General features: G+C 42.2%; 15 protein-coding genes. 7 read left to right on the forward strand and 8 right to left on the reverse strand.

The annotated features are described in order from the left end of the window. The 7 genes from U5K72_12760 to U5K72_12790 form a co-directional block, all read right to left on the reverse strand. On the reverse strand, nt 1-2,873 hold a 2,873-nt coding region (locus U5K72_12760), incomplete at its 3' end, for an efflux RND transporter permease subunit (GenBank protein ID MDZ7719681.1). Next, complete coding sequence (locus tag U5K72_12765; protein ID MDZ7719682.1) at nt 2,870-3,949, reverse strand: efflux RND transporter periplasmic adaptor subunit; 1,080 nt, start codon at nt 3,947-3,949, stop codon at nt 2,870-2,872. The genes U5K72_12760 and U5K72_12765, both read right to left, overlap by 4 nt. A gap of 232 nt (nt 3,950-4,181) precedes the next feature. Continuing rightward, nucleotides 4,182-4,508: a thioredoxin gene (gene trxA, locus U5K72_12770; GenBank protein MDZ7719683.1), complete on the reverse strand. Its 327-nt coding sequence runs from the start codon at nt 4,506-4,508 to the stop codon at nt 4,182-4,184. A 132-nt stretch (nt 4,509-4,640) separates the two neighbouring features. Continuing rightward, nucleotides 4,641-8,864: a DNA polymerase III subunit alpha gene (dnaE, locus tag U5K72_12775; GenBank protein ID MDZ7719684.1), complete on the reverse strand. Its 4,224-nt coding sequence runs from the start codon at nt 8,862-8,864 to the stop codon at nt 4,641-4,643. 175 nt (nt 8,865-9,039) lie between these two features. Continuing rightward, the gene (locus U5K72_12780) at nt 9,040-9,792 is read right to left on the reverse strand and encodes an alpha/beta hydrolase (protein ID MDZ7719685.1); all 753 of its coding nucleotides are present in this window, start codon (nt 9,790-9,792) and stop codon (nt 9,040-9,042) included. A 138-nt stretch (nt 9,793-9,930) separates the two neighbouring features. Further along, a complete protein-coding gene (gene thpR, locus U5K72_12785) occupies nt 9,931-10,458 on the reverse strand; it encodes an RNA 2',3'-cyclic phosphodiesterase (GenBank protein MDZ7719686.1) in 528 nt (175 codons plus the stop codon). Further along, nucleotides 10,455-10,736 carry an acylphosphatase gene (locus U5K72_12790; GenBank protein ID MDZ7719687.1) on the reverse strand — a complete coding sequence of 94 codons (282 nt, stop codon included), beginning with the start codon at nt 10,734-10,736 and terminating at the stop codon, nt 10,455-10,457. Before U5K72_12790 ends, thpR begins: the two co-directional genes overlap by 4 nt. Nucleotides 10,737-10,962: 226 nt before the next feature. Here U5K72_12790 and U5K72_12795 point away from each other — a divergent pair, with 226 nt between their 5' ends. From U5K72_12795 to U5K72_12825, 7 genes are all read left to right on the forward strand, one after another. Beyond that, a complete protein-coding gene (locus tag U5K72_12795) occupies nt 10,963-11,898 on the forward strand; it encodes a LysR substrate-binding domain-containing protein (GenBank protein MDZ7719688.1) in 936 nt (311 codons plus the stop codon). A gap of 280 nt (nt 11,899-12,178) precedes the next feature. After that, entirely contained in the window at nt 12,179-13,123 is a 945-nt protein-coding gene (locus U5K72_12800; protein ID MDZ7719689.1) for a TerC family protein, read from the forward strand. Between the two features lie 158 nt (nt 13,124-13,281). Beyond that, entirely contained in the window at nt 13,282-13,716 is a 435-nt protein-coding gene (locus tag U5K72_12805) for a hypothetical protein (GenBank protein ID MDZ7719690.1), read from the forward strand. Between the two features lie 43 nt (nt 13,717-13,759). Continuing rightward, on the forward strand, nt 13,760-14,743 hold the full coding sequence (locus tag U5K72_12810; GenBank protein ID MDZ7719691.1) for a hypothetical protein: 984 nt from the start codon (nt 13,760-13,762) through the stop codon (nt 14,741-14,743). Nucleotides 14,744-14,755: 12 nt separating this feature from the next. Next, complete coding sequence (locus tag U5K72_12815; protein MDZ7719692.1) at nt 14,756-15,583, forward strand: ATP-binding cassette domain-containing protein; 828 nt, start codon at nt 14,756-14,758, stop codon at nt 15,581-15,583. A 161-nt stretch (nt 15,584-15,744) separates the two neighbouring features. Further along, on the forward strand, nt 15,745-17,478 hold the full coding sequence (locus tag U5K72_12820) for an ATP-dependent DNA ligase (protein ID MDZ7719693.1): 1,734 nt from the start codon (nt 15,745-15,747) through the stop codon (nt 17,476-17,478). Nucleotides 17,479-17,552: 74 nt separating this feature from the next. Next, entirely contained in the window at nt 17,553-18,599 is a 1,047-nt protein-coding gene (locus U5K72_12825) for a VOC family protein (GenBank protein MDZ7719694.1), read from the forward strand. Nucleotides 18,600-18,739: 140 nt separating this feature from the next. Here the strand turns inward: U5K72_12825 and U5K72_12830 are convergent, their stop codons facing one another. Then, nucleotides 18,740-18,958, reverse strand: a complete 219-nt coding sequence (locus U5K72_12830; protein ID MDZ7719695.1) for a hypothetical protein — start codon at nt 18,956-18,958, stop codon at nt 18,740-18,742. Nucleotides 18,959-19,016: the final 58 nt, after the last annotated feature.

Below are 19,016 nucleotides of genomic sequence, written 5' to 3' on the forward strand. Positions count from 1 at the left end.
GTAGTCATTAAAATAGGGCGGAATCGAACGGCAGCTGCGTCCATAATTGCATCCATCACTCCCATCCCCTGTTCCTGCCGTTGGTTGGCAAACTCAATAATCAAAATTCCGTTTTTAGCAATCAGTCCAATCAACATAATAGCCCCAATCTGGCTGAATATGTTCAGGGTTTGATTGAAATACCAGAGTGATAAAAGTGTACCAAAAATTGCAAGGGGTACGGTAAACAGGATAATAAACGGATCACGAAAACTCTCAAACTGTGCTGCAAGTACCAGGTAGATCAATACAAGTGCCAACCCAAATATAAAGTTCAAACTGGCCGCACTCTCCGCAAAATCTCTTGAGGGGCCACTTAAATCTGTTATAAATGTACTTGGTAAAACTTCCGCAGAAATTTCGTTCATAGCATCAATTCCATCGCCAATAGTGTAGCCTGGTGAGAGTGCTGCTGAAACAGTTGCAGAGTTAAACCGGTTAAATCGGTAAAGTTGTGGGGGTGCACTTGTCTCAGTTAAAGTTACGAGGTTATCAAGCTGTATCTGCTCGCCTGTTGAACTTCGAACGGAAATGGTTCTCAGATCAATCGGTTCATTCCGATATTGCCGTTCCATCTGGCCAATTACTTCATATTGTTTTCCGTCGATGATAAAATACCCAAACCGACTTCCTGAAAGTGACAATTGCAACGTTCTGGCTATATCACGAACAGAAACTCCCAATACTCTGGCACGGTCGCGGTCAATACTCAACTGAATTTCAGGTTGATTAAATTTCAAATCTACCTCGGCAAAGTTAAATGCCGGGTGATTATTTGCAGCCTGGAGAAAATCAGGAATAACCTCTTCCAATGAAGACAAATTTTGAGCCTGAAGTACATACTGTACAGGTAATCCCCCGCGGCGGTTCCCGATAGATTGTGGTTGAGAAACAAATGTCTGGGCTCCCGATAAATCTGTCATCAACGAAGAAAGCTGGTCGGCAATCTCCTGTTGAGACCGGTCGCGCTCACTTTTATCCACCAGTGTTAAAAATCCAAAGGCAGAATTTGTAGATGAGGAAGCCCCAAAGCCCGGCGATGTAACAGTATTGATAGCAGCTAATTCGGGCACATTTTCCTCGACAACTTTAATCATACGGTCCACATAATTGTCCATATACTCGAAAGAAGCACCTTCGGGAGCTGTAGCAAAAATTCGCAGCTGTCCCCTGTCTTCAAGCGGAGCCAGTTCTTTTGGAATGTTTACATAAAAAAGTGCAATAATTCCGAAAGCAGCAGCTAAAATAACAAATGCCATCCAGCGCACTTTCATAAAAGACGCCAGTGAATTTTTATATATGTTATTTATCCTGATGAAAAACGGCTCCGTCATTTTATAAAACCGATTCTTGTTGGCTCCCTGCGACAAAATTTTAGTTGCCAGCATTGGGGTCAATGTTAATGCTACAAACGAGGATATAATAACTGCACCCGCAATTACAACACCAAACTCTCTAAAAAGACGACCGGTAGTTCCACCAAGAAAAAGGATCGGCAGAAATACAGAAACCAATGCAAGGGATGTGGCAATTACTGCAAAAAAGATCTCTTTCGAACCGATAATACCTGCTTCTACCGTTGGTAAACCCTGCTCCATCTTGGCATAGATATTTTCGAGTACCACAATGGCATCATCCACAACTATACCAATCGCAAGAACGATAGCCAGCATCGTGAGTACATTAATCGAAAAACCTGCCACATACATCACGAAGAATGCACCAATCAGGGCGATAGGAATTACGATGATTGGAATCAGAGTTGTTCTCCAGTCTCTCAAAAAGAGAAAAATAACCGCAATTACAAGAAGAAGGGCCAAAAAGATGGTTTGTTCAACCTCATCCACAGATTGCTGAATATACTCACTTGTATCAAAACCGACAGCAAGACTGATATCTTCCGGGAGATCGCGTTCAATTCGTTCAACCCGATTAAAAAACTCTTCGGCAATATCCAACTGGTTGGATCCCGGCTGGGGCATGGCTACAACTCCAACCATCGGCACACCATTTCGTTTTAAAACTGTGCGCTCATTGAGTGCACCTAATTCGGCTGTACCAATATCTCTGAAGCGAACTTTCCGCCCCTCCTCTTCGCGGATAATTAGGTTATTGAACTCTTCTGCTGTTTCCAGCCGGCCCATTGTTCGAACAGACAGTTCGGTAGACTGTCCCTCAATTCTACCTGATGGCAATTCCACATTTTCGCGTTCCAGTGCAGCTTGCACATCCAAAGGAGTTACACCATAAGCCGAAAGCTTCAGCGGATCCATCCACAGACGCATCGAATATTCTTTATCTCCCCAAATTTGAATTGAACTAACACCGGGAATGGTTTGAAGCTGCTCTTTGAAAATATTATCTGCAATAGCTGAAAGATCCAACAGATCCCGGCGATCACTGTCTACATTCAAAAAAACTATGGGGGTACGATCCGCATCCGCTTTGGTAACAGTTGGAGGATCGGCATCCGCCGGCAGTTGGCCCTGAGCACGAGAAACCCGGTCTCGTACATCATTTGCAGCCGTTTCAAGATCCACTTCCAGATCAAACTCAACAGTGATGGTACTTCGCCCTTCCCGGCTTACAGATGTCAGCGTTCGAATACCCGCAATTCCGTTAACCGATTCTTCAAGAGGTTCCGTAATCTGCGATTCAATCACCTCTGCATTTGCACCCACATAGCTGCTCGATACCGTTACAATCGGGGGGTCGACCGAGGGATATTCCCTTACGCCGAGATAGAAAAACGATATCACACCGAATAGAATAATGACGATAGACATCACCGACGCCAGAACAGGCCGGCGAATACTTAGTGAGGATAAACTCATATCTCTGTGGATTTAGTAATTTCGGTAATATTTACTTCCATTCCGGTCCGAACCTGCAGAAGGCCGGTTGTCAATATAATATCTCCCTGTTGCAGACCTTCAACCACCTGTACTTTTTCACTATTTCTAATACCAGACCGAATAATTCTTTCCTCCACGATCCCGTCATTCACTACAAAAACTTTTTGTGAGTTTAATCCCGGTATGATGGAGATACTTGGAACCATCAGAGCATCGTCAATTTTATCCAATATCAGAGTGATGTTTGCAAAAGCACCGGGATACAAAAGCTGTTCGGAATTTTCACTAATTGCTCTAATTTGAAGAGTACGCGTTTCGGTATTAATGCGGGGTTCAATGGCGTAAACTTCTCCGGTAAATGTTGAATCAACTCCCTGTACGTTAAATTTGATCTCATCACCCACAGTAACCCGGGAGATATATCGCTCGGGAACGGAGAAATCGATCTTAATAGGATCGACCTCCTGCAATGAAGCAATGCGTGTATTCGGGCCTATATAGGAACCAACGCTTACATATTTAAGTCCAATAACACCAGAGAATGGAGCACGGATTTCTGTCTTGTCGATCTGAGCGTTGATTAACTGTATTTCAGACCGAAGCACATTTACTTCGTTCAGCGTGGCATCATAATCCTCCTGACTGATACCGCCTCGTTCCAGTAATCGTCGTTGTCGGTCTTCGCGCTGCTCAGCCAAAGTCAGCCGGAATTCAGCACGCTGTTTCTGAGCCTGAAGTTCGCTGTCATTGATTTTCAACAATAACTCTCCTTCCTGAACTTCACGACCTTCCTCAAAATAGATGTCCATAACAATTCCGGAAGCTTCCACACTGAGCTCTACCACTTGATTTGCCTGGATCGTACCGCTTGAAAAAATTTCATCGTCGATGGTCTCATAATCCACCTCTACAGCCTCGACTTCTAAAAGGCTGTTGGCACTGGAATTTGAAGAGTTCTGTCCCTCTGCGGATGAACTCAATAATGGTTTAACTTTGGGGTACGACAATCCCCCAATCACCACAAGAACAATGATTATTGTAACTACTCTTTTCAAAAAAATATCTGTTTAACTACGATTTGCATTTATAATGTCTGAAAACACCAAAATTTAAAACATAGTTCTCAATAAAGAATGTTTTCAATGTAAAATTATGTTGTGAATAACATTGATATAGCAATTAAAAAAAGCGATGAATGATGAGTTCATCGCTTTTAATCTCTATCCAATATAAAATTCACAGTAAAGGCAATTCAAAAACTACCTTTACTAATTTAGTTGGATGTAATTACGCAATTTGCGAGTCGAGTTGTTTCTTAATTTGGGTTTTAGGTACTGCACCCACAATCTGGTCTACAACTTCGCCATCTTTAAAAATCAGCAGAGCCGGAATACTTCTGATTCCATACTTCACAGAAACTTCCGGGTTATTATCTACATTTACTTTGCCAACTTTCGCTTTACCTTCGTACTCTCCGGCAAGCTCCTCTACAATCGGCCCGACCATTCGGCATGGCCCGCACCATTCGGCCCAAAAGTCTACAAGTACTGGCGAATCGGAGCTTTCTACTTCATCAGCAAAATTGCTGTCTGTTAATTCAAGTGGTTTACTCATAATAATACGTTTGTTTTTTTATCAATTCGATTAAAGATCGTAAAATTAAATTCAATAACCATATATCAAATAGTTATCAATCTGATTGCAAAATCTTATTAATATCTCGACTGTATAATGCTCAATATATTATCAGTGAGTCTTTTGATTATTGTTCATTAAATAAACAGACTCCTGTCCAACAACATTTCGCAATCCTTTTAACAGTTCGTTAGATGGGTCCACAACATATTTTCTTACGTTCATTCGAATCGGCTTGCTGGCATGATCTGATTTTATCTGAAGTTTCACGGGTGTTTCGCCTGTATTACTGTCAAAAAGTGTGGCCATTTCATGAAGATCATCCTCAGAAATTTCCGAGGTATCCAATTTAATATTCAATTGTAACTGACTCTGAAATTTCTCCCGCAGGTTTTCAATGCGTTCAAGACTATTTGCAATAATTTTGGGTTGACTGTCACGCAGAGAGATCGTCCCTTCAATCAGAAGAACAGTATCCGGGGCAATAAGTCCCTGGTGTCTGTCGTACACTTCGCTAAATACCAACACCTCAACACTTCCATGCAGGTCTTCTACCTGAATAAATGCCATGGGCCGGCCTTTTTTATCAGTAATTCTTTTCACAGCCGTAATAATTGCCACTACTTTCACTTTGTCACGATCGTTCAAATCAGATAGTTCATCTACTGACAACGTGTGGCTCGCAAAAAGTTCTGTATCTTCTTTGTATCGGTCTAACGGATGTCCGCTTAAATAAAAACCAATTAATTCCCGCTCTTTGTTGAGACGCTCGATATTTGTCCAGGGCGGACGATCCCTCAGTTTTGGTTCCTGAACAAAACCACTGCCGGATGATCCATCACCAAACAAGCTGACTTGATTGAGCCTTTCCTCTTCCTGTTTTCGTGATGCATAACTCAGCACATCTTCAATACTTGCCAAAAGCTGAGCCCGGTTTTCGTGAAGTGTATCAAACGCGCCGGCTTGTGCCAAACTTTCCAATGTTTTCTTATTGCATACACGAGTATCAATACGGGATGAAAAATCAAAAATAGTTCTGAACTCACCTTTCTCATTTCTGTTTTTAACAATTTGTTCAATTGCACCGGATCCCACACCCTTGATAGCCAGTAAACCATATTGCACGCGTCCATCTTTCGCCACGAACTTTCCCTCGGCAGTATTAATATTGGGCGGATCAACAGGTATTCCAATTCTCTGACACTCTTCGATAAAGAAACTCACTTTTTTGATATCGCCCATGTTGTGGCTCAGCACCGCCGCCATGTACTCGGCAGTATAGTTCGCCTTGAAATACATGGTTTGATACGCCACAACCGAATATGCCGCCGAGTGCGATTTGTTAAATCCGTAACCCGCAAACATCGCCATCTTGTCGAACACTTTTTTGGCAGTGTCCTTCTCATAACCTTTTTCGATAGCCCGGCCAACGAATTTTTCTTCTTCAGGAGGCAATAGTTCAGGCTGCTTCTTACCCATAATTCGCCGCAACACATCCGCTTCACCCAGTGTATAACCGCCCATTCGCTGTGCCACCTTCATAATCTGCTCCTGGTAGATCATGATACCATAGGTCGGTTCCAGGATATCCACCAGGTCTTCATGATCATATACCACTTTCTCCTCGCCATGCTTCCGTTTGATATAATCCGGAATGAACTGCATAGGGCCGGGCCGGTACAATGCGTTCATAGCAATTAAATCGTTGATACTCGATGGTTTTAATTGCTTGAGATATCTCCGCATACCATCCGATTCAAACTGAAACACACCCACCGTAGCCCCTTTTTGGAACATTCGGAAAGTCTTTTCATCATCCAGCGGTATATCATCGAGATCATACTCATCTCCATGATTCTCTTTTACAAAATGAATGGCTGTTTTCAGGATCGAAAGTGTCTTCAAACCGAGAAAATCCATCTTCAGCATCCCGGCATCTTCAATTACTTTGCCGTCGAACTGGGTAACGTAGAGATCCACATCCTTGGCCGTACAAATCGGGATATATTTTGTGAGTTTATCCGGGGCAATAATAACTCCCGCCGCATGAATCCCGGTATTTCGCACGGACCCTTCAAGAGTTTCGGCCATTTGAAGCGTCCGGCCCTCAAGGGATTCCGATTCTTTGATCTCCTTCAACTCTTTCACTCCCTGGAAGGCCTCTTCAAGAGAGATCCCAATGGTTTCAGGAACAAGTTTGGCAAGCCGGTCTGCATCAGACAGCGGAAGATCCAGTACACGAGCTACATCACGCACGGATGAACGAGCTGCCATTGTACCAAATGTAATGATATGTGCAACCTGGGCTTTGCCATATTTATCCACTACATAGTCGATCACTTTTTGACGGCCATCATCATCAAAATCGATATCGATATCGGGCATGGACACACGTTCGGGATTCAGGAATCGCTCAAAAAGAAGATCGTATTCAAGCGGATCGATATTGGTAATCCCCGTACAATAAGCCACCACAGAACCGGCGGCAGAACCACGTCCCGGTCCTACATAAACACTCATCTCTTTCGCAGCCGCAATAAAATCCTGTACAATCAAAAAGTAACCGGCAAATCCCATCTCTCCGATAATCTTCAGTTCGAGATCAATTCGGTCCAGAACCTCATCATTAATCTCGGGATATCTCTCCTTGGCTCCTTCAAGTGTCAAATGGCGCAGGTATTCATCTTCCGTTTCAAAAGAATCCGGCAGTGAAAAATGAGGGAGAATCACTTCACGGTCCAGATCAATCATTTCCACCTTATCGGCAACCTCAACTGTATTGGTGATCGCCTCGGGAACATCCGCAAAAAGAGATTTCATCTCCTGCTGCGTTTTGAAATAAAACTCGTCATTCGGGAATCCGTATCGTTTCTCTCTTCCTTTACCAATCGGTGTAGAGATCGATTCGTTGTTATCTATACAAAGCAGCGCATCGTGAGCTTTCGAATCATCTTCCTCCATATAGAAGGTGTTGTTGGAGGCAATTACTTTAATGTCGTACTTCTCAGCAAACTCCAGCAAGATGCCATTCACACGCTCTTCCTCTTCCAAACCGTGACGCATCAGTTCGATATACAGATCATCTCCAAACAGATCGTGCCACCATTTCAACGCCTCCTCAGCCACCTCTTCACCCCGGTTCAAAATCAGGTCAGGTACTTCCCCGCCAATTCCCCCCGTGGTTGCAATTAATCCCTTTCTGTATTTCTGAACTAACTCGCGGTCAATTCGTGGAAACTTGTAATAATATCCTTCAATGAATCCGAGTGAACACATCTCCGCGAGATTTTCATATCCCTCCCGATCTTTTGCCAGGAATACCTGCCGGAAACGTTTGTCTTTTCGATCACGGGTAAACTTTTTCTCATGCCGGTCCTCAACAAAATAAGCTTCCAGACCAATAATCGGTTTAATTCCTGCGGCTTTTGCCGCCTTCACAAAATGGAAGACACCATACATATTTCCGAGATCAGTCAGAGCCACCGCCGGCATTCCATCCTCCTTGGCTTTCTTCACCAAATCCTTCACTCCCGATGCGGCTTGCAAAACCGAATATTTGGAGTGGTTGTGAAGATGTACAAATGCTGAATCTACCTGCGGGCCGGTTTGATCTTGCTGCAGATCGATAATTGATGAAGCTTCCTCTTCCTCACCCGTAACACCACGCCGTTTCAAATCTTCAACCTTTGGCATGTAATGGTTGGGATCAATCAGTTTTGACGGGTTTGGCGGAATTGAGCCCGGTTCTGCGGGAAACGTTGGCTGAATAACCCCGATTCTCACCAATTCGAGAAAGGCTCTTGCTGTGGCATCCACATCAGCGGCTGCATTATGAGCTTCCTCAAAGCCTATATCAAAAAGTTTATCGTGCAACTCCGACAACGTCGGCCATTTGTATCGGCCACGCCCGCCCGGAATAGCGCAGTATTCAGTGGCGTCATCCTTGGTATCGATATGGATTTTTTCGGTGAGCGGATTCTCCCGTTCCATTCGCAGATATTCAGATCCCATAATATTGAGATCGAACTCCAGGTTGTGGCCAACAATGAACGTGCTATTTTCTACATCCTCATCAAAAGCATCCATTACATCGGCAAGTGGAATCCCCTCCTTCTCTGCACGTCCGGTTGAAATACCGTGAATTTTCTCAGAGTTGAATGGGATTGTAAACCCATCGGGCTTAACGATATAATTTCCTTTTGAGATCAGTTTCCCGGTTTCATCATGCACCTGCCAGGCAAGCTGAACACAGCGCGGCCAGTTGTCGAAATCGGTCAGCGGAGCTGAATAATTATCAGGAAGGCCGGTTGTTTCAGTGTCAAAAATCAGGTACATAGAACGGTTCTCTTTTAGTGGATTATGAGGAAGCTGGAACTGCTTTAAAATATACTAAGCGAGAAGGGAAAAGAAGAATTATAATCAGGAAATTTCGAGAGGTTCATCGGATGAGTGTGAACGGTAAAAAACCAGAATATTAGCAAATTTACTCATCCGATGAATAGCATGAAACTCATTTATTTTTCTGTATTTTCGGTTTTATCTGCTTATCAACAAGCTGCAAAAACTCTCGCCAATTTTTTCTGTGTATATCCACTGATGCATGAAAATTATCATTATGGCCGCCTCTTAACTCAACAAATGTTTTCGGCTCCTTTGCAGTCCCAAACAAAGATTTTCCGTGAGAAATATCCACAATGCTATCATTTGGGCTGTGCATAATCATCACCGGAATGCCCGAAAGTTGTCGGAGGTAATGCTCCGCAGGAAATTCGTATGCAGCCAAAAAAGCCGGTACAAATGGGTAGAGGTCGCTCACCATTGCTTTCAAGTTTTTAAAAGCAGAATCCATCACCAAGCCTCCTGCGTTAAATTTAGCAGCTGCGTAAGCTGCCACCGCTCCGCCCATCGATCGTCCATACATAATCATCTGCTTCTCTGAGTATCCCTTTTCTGTTTGCAGGTAATTTACAACCGCCTCAATATCACTATATAATCCCTCCTCACTGGGTTTTCCCGAACTTTGTCCATATCCACGATAATCGTAAATCAAAACGGCGAGTCCCATTTCTTGCAGAAACTTAGCGATATCAATCCGGTTACTGATGTTCCCTGCATTCCCATGAGAAAGAACCACTATATATTCTGTAGAATTGTCTGGGAAAAACCAGCCGTGAAGTTGTTCGCCGTCATCCGTCTCAACCCAAATATCTTCAGCCTGAAGTCCTGCTTTTTGCGGAGTGATTAAAAAATCTGACGAGGGCAAAAAAAGAAGTTTGTTTTGAAATAGATACATGAATAAAAGGAGTAGAATATACCCCCCTGCAAGTGTAGCTAATAGTGAAATCATTGCTTTTAGATATCTCATCTACATTTCATTAGGAAAATAGAATCTAACAAATCTTTATGAATAGCTTAGAAGAACAATATGTTCACTTCCGGACGACTTCAAAATACTCTGTTTTAGCTGGAAAGACTCCACCTCAACAACTAATTTCTCTGTTTCTTTTCGAAGCATCTGTTTCAGATCATAATTGATTCCTTTGTTCGATTTTTTCCGAGCCAGCGTGATATGGGGAATGTAAGAATCAGAATGTTTTGATTTGATATAGTCTTTTAGCGAATCCGAAATACTCTGTTGTAAATTTATTAATTCTTCGCAATGCTGTACACCCGCCCATATAATTCTCGGTGCCGATTCATTCGGAAATGCTCCCAAACCTTCAATTACCATATCAAATGGAGTAAATTCTATTTCTGACAATATTTTATGAATCTCGTCTTTCTCTTGTGCTGAACAATCACCCAAAAAAACCAATGTCAGATGCATCTGGTGCAGAGATGTTTTCTTCCACCCCGCTTGTTCGGGAATCCAGGATTGAATTGTTTTCAAAATGCTTTCAGGAAAATCGATAGAAACAAAAAGTCTCATCGGCGGATGGTAAAATCGTTAAAGTTATCTGTATCCGTTGTCAGTTCTACCTCTTCAACATTTTGCACTTTTGCACTTGCCGGTCCCTCTTTTAACTCTTCCATCATGTTATAAACATTTTCGGGAGAGCCTGTGAACACGGTTTCAACGGTTCCATCCTGTAAATTTTTTACCCATCCCTTAATATTTAATTTTTTGGCCGTTTTGTATGTAAAATAACGGAACCCAACGCCTTGTACCCGCCCTGAAATTATTAAATGTTTACTTGTCGTCTCCATTGTAAAATCTATTATTTCTTTGATAATTTGCTTAAACCTGCAATAAATACTGAACAACAATCAAAAATAGTTTTCTTACTTGTTTATATAAATATTTTGGTGTCTTAAAAATTCAATCATAATCTTGACTAATGCACCATTGGTTTATGTTTGCCCTCAATTTCGTACATTTTATCCACAGGTAAGACAACTAACAAATTCCATAACGGACTACACCTTTTAACCAATGACACTTACACAACTCTCATACATTGTTGCCGTTGATAAATACCGGCATTTTGCTACGGCAGCTGAAAAAAGTTTTGTTACCCAGCCTACGCTCAGCATGCAGATTCACAAACTGGAGGATGAACTCGGCATCACCATTTTCGACCGGTCAAAATCGCCCGTCATTCCAACTGAAATTGGTGAAAAAATCATTGATCAGGCTAAAACGATTTTAAAGGAGTCGAAACAACTATCAGATATTGCCAATTTCAAAGAAAACGAGTTGAAGGGTACATTCAAGGTGGGAATCATTCCAACAGTTGCACCTTATTTAGTTCCGTTATTTCTTCGATCATTTCTGAAGAAATATCCCCAGGTAAATCTGGTATTTGAAGAACTTTTAACCCAGGAAGTGATAGAACAACTTGGTAATGACCAGTTGGATGCCGGCATCATAGCCACACCCACCGATCAAAGTTTTATCTATACAGAAGATCTTTTTGTCGAGCCGTTTCTTGGATATCTGTCCCACAATCACCCTCTTAATGAAAAAGAAAAACTTTCGGTTGATGACCTGGATCAAACCAATATCTGGTTATTAAACGAGGGTCACTGCTTTAGAGACCAGGCAGTTAAGCTTTGTAAGGAAACCACCAAGAAAAACAATCACTCCCCAATTGAATTTAAGAGTGGAAACCTGGAGACATTAAAACGCCTTGTAGAACAAAACTTTGGCATGACTCTACTCCCATGGACAGCCGTTCAGGAGTTCGACAGCAACTGCGCCAATGCCGTCATCAAAGAGTTCCAGGATCCTGTTCCATCCCGTAAACTGCGCCTCATTTTTGGCCGGAAACATCTCAAACAGACCATTATCGGGGCGTTTAAAGAATCGATCTGCAGCTCGATTCCAAAAGCATTGAAAACAACTGAGAAACGAGTGTTGATTGAATAGTCATTGTCACAAGCGGGACGCTTGCGCCATCACATCAAAAAGATAGCGGGCAGGCATCTCGTTCGTGCTTATTGTAAGGATTTTCTCGGCGGGAGAATCACACACCGATTCATTCATCGGATGAGAATATTTACCAATTATTTTAAAACTACATCCAAACATTCATCCGATGAATCTTCAAAAAAGAGATCTACTCGACAACTGATCGAATCATAAATTTAATCCTCAAATCAAAATCCCGTACCTTTCTCTCTTTTGAAATTACGACCCCAAAAATTTAATGGACCACAGTCTTACCCTTTGGATTTTATTTAATGCCTTTATCCTGACAATGCTGATTGTTGACCTGAAAGTCTTCAACCGCAAACCTCACGAAATCAGCATCAGGGAAAGCCTTATCTGGACCGGAATCTGGATAGCTATGGCTGTTGTTTTTGGCATTGGGCTCTACTTTTTCATGGACCCACAATCCTCACTCGATTATTTTACGGGTTACTTGATTGAAAAATCTCTCAGCGTCGATAATATCTTTGTCTTCCTGTTGATTTTTACCTACTTCGGTGTGGATTCTATTTACCAGCATAAAGTACTTTTTTGGGGAATTTTTGGCGCTCTTGTTTTTCGACTCCTGTTTATCATGGTGGGCGTTGCATTGTTGGAACAGTTCCACTGGATTATTTATGTGTTCGGTGCATTTCTGATTTTTACAGGTATTAAACTTGGCCTGGAAAAAGACAAAGAGATCCACCCGGAAAAGAACCCGATTCTTAAATTGGTACGCCGTTTTATTCCCATTACCAAAAACTTTCACGGACCGGATTTCATCATCAAACGCGGCAAACGAATTATCGCCACACCTATGTTTGTGGTGCTTGTTGTGATTGAAACTACAGATATTATTTTTGCACTCGACTCCATTCCCGCAATCATGGCTATCACCCGTGATACCTTTTTAATCTACAGTGCTAACGCATTCGCTATCCTCGGCCTTCGGGCACTTTACTTCGCACTTTCCGGAGTGATGCGTCTGTTCCACTATCTGCACTATGGGCTGGCTTTTATTCTTGTGTTTATTGGAGTGAAGATGTTGATCGAAAGTTTCATCCATATCCCAACGCTTTTTACTCTTGGTGTAATTGTTGTGACTCTAACGATTTCTGTGATCTTTTCTATCAAATACCCTAAGGAGGAAGAACTTGAGGTACCGGAAGATGATTTGCAATAAAATGCCTTTAATGAAACTCATAAATGTAATAGCCATTACGGGCAATCCGTCAGCCGATGGAAAGAGCGGCATTTTATAAATTCAAATAAAGGCAGAAAATTACCGCTTTTTCACTTCGTTCTTCTACTCAATGACCCATACAAATTTGTTTTAAATCTATGGAATACTTTTCAACACAGTGGTTTATGGCTTACTATATTGCTCTCGGAGCACTGCTGGTAAGCTTTGGGATTTATCTTCTGATAAAAACCGATATCGTGAAAGAGTATCTTATAAACACTGCGAGTGAGGATAAACCACCCGCCTTATGGCGAAAAGTTTTAAAATATTTTCTTCTTTTTACGATTCCATGCCTCGTATTGTCATTTTATCCATTTTCGTGGATCGAACTTTTTTTCTCGATCTGGTCTCTGTTGATTGTTTTTATGCTGGGACAGCTTTTAGTAATGTGGACTCAAACCTCTCAAGCGATTATCAAAAATGTCGGTGATCTGGACAGGAAGATTCGTTTTGTAGCTGCCAATCTGATCTCTCTCGGAATTATTCTGTTCCTGCTATGTTATGTTTTGATAGAGCGAACGAGTTCAACGTAAAAATTTCTCAGCCTCAGTTAAGTACGGCAAGGTCATACAAATTATGAAATTTCAAAAAGCTGGATATCAAGGACTTTATTTTCCTGATCTGAAAGTGGCCGTGGATGGTCACCATCCGGATGCGGAGTACGTTTTTGTGAGCCACGCTCACGCCGATCACATGCCCCGTAACCGTTCATCGAAGGTGTACTCATCTAAAGCTACCATCGACTTGATGCGGAAAAGAGGATTTAATGGAGAGGGTCATGCACTTGATTTTGGAGAGCTGATTGAATCAGATCGATTCCGGGCCAAAATTTATCCCGCCGGCCATATTTTGGGATCAGCGATGATCTACCTCGAATCAGATAAAGAATCACTCCTCTATACCGGTGATTTCAAAACACCACCCTCCCCCGCTTCGGAAGGATTTGAAGCTCCCGATCAGGTTGATATTTTAGTCACCGAAGCAACTTTCAGCCTGCCTGTTTATCGCTGGAAAACCACTGATGAACTTGCTGAAGAGATTCGCAATTTTGCATCAAATACTCTCGCTGAAAATTACACACCGGTTTTCCTGGCATACAATCTCGGAAAAGCACAGGAGATCATGCACCTGCTCGCACCATTAGATCATTCGGTTATGATACACGGAGCCGGCTACAAAATGTGTCCGGTTTATGAAGAGAATGGCATTGATCTTGGAAGATATCAAGCCTACGATCGTGAGACGTGTAAAGGAAATATCCTGATCTGTCCCTCCTCAGCGTTGTCAAATGGATTTGCATCAAACGTATCCAAAAAACGAATTGCGTACTGTTCGGGATGGGCTTCAAATGAATCGAGACGAACTCAACTTACGGTCGATAAACTGATTGCCCTTTCAGATCATCTTGATTTTTTTGAGTTGATTAAATTTTGTAAGCAGCTAAATCCAAATAAGGCCTATATCACTCACACACCAAATCCTGCGGTGGTTAAGCACTATCTTGCAGAAGAAAATATCGATGCCGGCCATATTGATATCGAGATAAACGAAGATGATTAAAAAATTCACTCTATGAACGAAAAAGAAGATCAAAGCCTACCTCCAATTCTGGAGATGAACAACGCTACAGTACGGCGCGATGGAATCAATATTCTGGATCAACTTTCAATAAAGATACACCTGAATGAACATACAGCGATTATTGGTCCGAATGGCTCCGGAAAATCAACTTTCATAAAACTTATTACGCAAGAGATTTATCCACTGGCCAATAAGGAAGGTTCAGCACCGGTTCGGATGTTTGGCAACGATCATTGGGTACTGGAGAAATTACGGTCAAAGCTGAGCATTGTCTCAAGTGATCTGCAAAATGATTTTCTCCATAACACGAAGGATGGACAAATTTCGGGCCGTGATGTTGCAATAACAGGCTTCTTCTCGAGCCTTCGCCTTTTTCCGCATCAAACCATAACCAACTCAATGCTTGAAAAGGCAAATGAGGCTCTTTTATTGATGGAAGCTGACCACCTGGCGGATAAAATGCTCAACGAGATGTCAACCGGAGAGGTTCGCCGGGTACTCATTTCCAGGGCGCTCATCACAAGACCTGAGGTTCTGATACTCGATGAGCCCACTACCGCACTGGATTTTGTAGCAAGACACAATTTTATGGAGCAGATTCGAAAAGTGGTGCAGAGCGGAACAACGCTGATCCTGGTTACTCATCACATTGAAGAAGTCATTCCTGAAATTGAACGAGTCGTTCTTCTGAAGAATGGACAAAAAGCGTTTGACGGATCCAAAAAGGAAATACTAACTTCGAAGAATGTGAGTGAAATTTATGATCATCCGGTAAAACTGAATGGAAATAACGGCCTCTATAAAGTTCATGTTGATTGATGCATAAGAGATCTTTTGAATACAATGGATACTGGTATTTTACCTTTTTTGGACCCATCCCCCCTGCCAAAAGTCCCTCCTTGTTTCGCCGAAGTTTGGCGGAATAGGGAGGGATTTAGGGTGGGTCAGATTGGCTGAAATGTTTTTTTAATCTCAGGAAAATGATTGCTAAAAACTTCAACTTTTATACGCTTTGCAAAGTTATCCAGACAATTCGTGAAACCCGGAGTACGAATTCTAAAATTCAAATTTTTGCAGAGTATCTGCGTCAGCTAAAATCAGACCGAAACCTGCATCTTGCTACGCAATTTACTGCCGAGGGAGCCTTTGAAGAGGTGAGTGGGAAACGCGCATCGGTCGGGAGCCGTACCAGCGGATTGGCCGCCGCAAAATTTTGTGAGATTGATTACGACCTCGTTTTTAAACCCTGCCGAACGGCCACCGGCAGCAGCTCTGAGGCAATTGAACGATTGATGAACAACATTCCCGAAGCTATTGCGAAAAGAGAGCCGAAAAATCTATCTCTTGAGCAGGTTGATGAAATTTTTGACCGGCTTTATGCAGTATCATCCCGGGCAGATAAAGAGAAAATTCTCTGGGAAACCTGGCAGCGAATGACACCGGTGGAGATTAAATACTTTATTCGAATGTTGAGTCAGGGTTCGCTGCGAATTGGGTTTGAAACACGCAGTGTGGTTTCCTCCATTGCCAAAGCGTTTCAACAGGATCGTGAAGATGTTCGATATGCTCATATGATTACGGGAAGCATCGGGAAAACTGCTATTCTGGCTAAGCACAATCAACTTGAAAAGGCACAGTTTAAGCTATTTCATCCACTCTCCTTTATGCTGGCCTCACCCATTGAAAGCCGTGCCGTTGATAATATTGAGGAATATATTGCTGAGGAAAAGTTCGATGGCATGCGTGCTCAGGTGCATCTGGACGGAGATGAGATCAAGATTTTCTCGCGGGATCTGAATGATATCACTCGTTCTTTTCCCGATATCATCTCTTTTTTCAGAGAAAGAAAACTTCCGCCAACAGTTTTTGATGGAGAAATTTGTGTGTATAAAGACGACACCATCCTGCCGTTTCAACTGCTTCAAAAACGGATGGGTATTAAAAAACCAGGTAAGAAAATCCTCAAAAAATACCCGGTGTTGTTCATTGCATACGATCTGCTCTTCACAGATGGAACACCCATTTTTGATTTGATACTACCCGAACGGCGAGCGTTGTTGGAAGAATTATCTGAAAAGTATCATCTCCCAACATCCAATCAATTTGAAATTTCGGATGATGCTGATATTGAACATCTGTTTCAACGAGCTCTTAAACATGGCAATGAGGGATTGATGTTAAAACATAAAGAGAGCAAATATGAATACGGGCAGCGGCGTAAATCCTGGCTAAAGGTAAAAAAACCGGGTGGCTCATTTGATACAGTTATTATGTACGCACACGCCGGCAGCGGGAAACGGGGTGGAACTTATTCAGATTTTACTCTTGGAATTTCGGTTAAAGAGGATGAAAGATATGAGGAGGAATTTATCCCAATCGGAAAAGCGTATGGTGGTTACACCGATGCCGAACTCAAAAAAATCAATCAAAAAGTAAAAGAGCTAACGGTTGAACGATATGGGCCAACTCTTGGCTTAATTCCCGAACTGGTTGTGGAGATTGAGTTTGATGATATCCAGGTTAATAAACGAACAAAAGCCGGGTACACCTTACGGCTTCCCAGGTTCAAAGCGATCCGCTGGGATTTGGGGCCTGCTGATGTGAATACCCTGCATGATGTTGAACAATTCTATCAACAAAAGATTGAAAATGAACCTCTTTCACAAAAAGAAAATCCATCTTTTTCATTTTCAACTTCATCTAATCAAACTTAAATTATTGCTTGAATTAAAGAAATCTCCCTTTTTGGAGATAAAATAATTGGTTCAGTAACGCTCAAGCATTCAGAATGAAGCAACTCATTACCGGAATTCAACAAATAGGCATCGGTGTAACAGATATAGATGAAGCATGGGCCTGGTATCGTAAATTTTTTGGGACTGACGTACCCGTGTTTGATGACGTTGCCCGGGCAGAACTAATGACGCGTTATACCGGAGGGGATGCACATTCAAGGAGGGCTGTCTTAGCATTAAATATGTGCGGAGGAGGTGGCTTTGAAATTTGGCAGTATAAAAGCAGAAAACCGGTTGAGTGTAATTTTGATATTCAATTGGGAGACCTTGGAATCAATGCTGTAAAAATAAAAACAAAGGATGTTCAAAAAGCCCATCAGAGATTCAAAACGCTTGGTAATAAAACACTTTCTGAGCTCTATAAACTACCCAATAAAGAACTTACTTTTTGGACTAAAGATCCCTATGGAAACTTGTTTCAGGTTGTAAACGGAAACTCCTGGTTTAAAGAAGGATCTCATTGTACCGGTGGTGTTTGCGGCGCAATTATTGGGGTAAGTGACATTGATGCTGTTTTACCTTTATACACGATGGCACTTGGCTTTAATGAGATCATTTATGATGAATCCGGAACATTTGAAAACCTTGATGAACAACACTCTTACAGACGACTTTTATTGAGAAAAAAACAGAAAGATGAAGGCGCATTCAGCCGTCTGTTTGGTCATATTGATATTGAACTAATCCAGGTTTTGGACAGGGAACCCAGAAAAATTTATGGAGACCGCTACTGGGGAGACCCAGGTTTCATCCATCTCTGTTTTGATGTGAATAACATGGATCTGCTTAAAGAGAAGTGTATTGATCTCGGCTATCCTTTTACAGTAGACAGCTCTTCCTCCTTTGATATGGGCGAAGCCGCAGGACAATTTTCATACATTGAAGATCCCGACGGAACCCTTATAGAGTTTGTAGAAGCTCATAAACTCCCGATTTTTAAAAAATGGGGATGGTTTATCAACCTAAAAAAACGCAAACACAAAAAACCTCTGCCCGACTGGATGCTGAAAACGATGAGTTTTAACCGCGTGAGGGGTTAATGTACAACGGGCAGCTTGCCCGTTACTACAAGACATAAATTGCACTTCAATTCGTGGTGCGGTGCAAACAAACGCAAGATAACCAACACCTCGAATAGCACTGTTTCATAGTTAGGAGGTGAGGCGTTCCAAAAAGGATGTCATTCTGAACTCGATTCTCCAAAGGAGTCCTTGGGACAGAATCTCCACTCTTTAACTATGTTTGGAGATACCGGATCGGAGTCCGGTATGACAAAAATGAGAATATTGATTTCTTTCACATCCTTTTTGGACAGCCTCTTACTTGTACAACGGGTAGCCTGCCAGTTACTACTGTTCATCGTTCCGCCGCGGTCTGTCAAATTCTGGCTGAGAACCATATTCGGTATCTGTATTTCCCTTTCTCAGGTGGCTTCGGTGTTTGTGAGGCCGGACAAG

The sequence above is a fragment of the Balneolaceae bacterium genome (assembly GCA_034521495.1).
Lineage (GTDB): Bacteria > Bacteroidota > Rhodothermia > Balneolales > Balneolaceae > Rhodohalobacter.

Coding starts and splice junctions, on each gene's coding strand:
- trxA (MDZ7719683.1), bottom strand. CDS start 4,508: ATGAGTAAACCACTTGAATTAACAGACAGCAATTTTGCTGATGAAGTA.
- U5K72_12825 (MDZ7719694.1), top strand. CDS start 17,553: ATGAAGCAACTCATTACCGGAATTCAACAAATAGGCATCGGTGTAACA.
- U5K72_12820 (MDZ7719693.1), top strand. CDS start 15,745: ATGATTGCTAAAAACTTCAACTTTTATACGCTTTGCAAAGTTATCCAG.
- U5K72_12830 (MDZ7719695.1), bottom strand. CDS start 18,958: ATGGTTCTCAGCCAGAATTTGACAGACCGCGGCGGAACGATGAACAGT.
- U5K72_12795 (MDZ7719688.1), top strand. CDS start 10,963: ATGACACTTACACAACTCTCATACATTGTTGCCGTTGATAAATACCGG.
- dnaE (MDZ7719684.1), bottom strand. CDS start 8,864: ATGTACCTGATTTTTGACACTGAAACAACCGGCCTTCCTGATAATTAT.
- U5K72_12815 (MDZ7719692.1), top strand. CDS start 14,756: ATGAACGAAAAAGAAGATCAAAGCCTACCTCCAATTCTGGAGATGAAC.
- thpR (MDZ7719686.1), bottom strand. CDS start 10,458: ATGAGACTTTTTGTTTCTATCGATTTTCCTGAAAGCATTTTGAAAACA.
- U5K72_12805 (MDZ7719690.1), top strand. CDS start 13,282: ATGGAATACTTTTCAACACAGTGGTTTATGGCTTACTATATTGCTCTC.
- U5K72_12810 (MDZ7719691.1), top strand. CDS start 13,760: ATGAAATTTCAAAAAGCTGGATATCAAGGACTTTATTTTCCTGATCTG.
- U5K72_12790 (MDZ7719687.1), bottom strand. CDS start 10,736: ATGGAGACGACAAGTAAACATTTAATAATTTCAGGGCGGGTACAAGGC.
- U5K72_12800 (MDZ7719689.1), top strand. CDS start 12,179: ATGGACCACAGTCTTACCCTTTGGATTTTATTTAATGCCTTTATCCTG.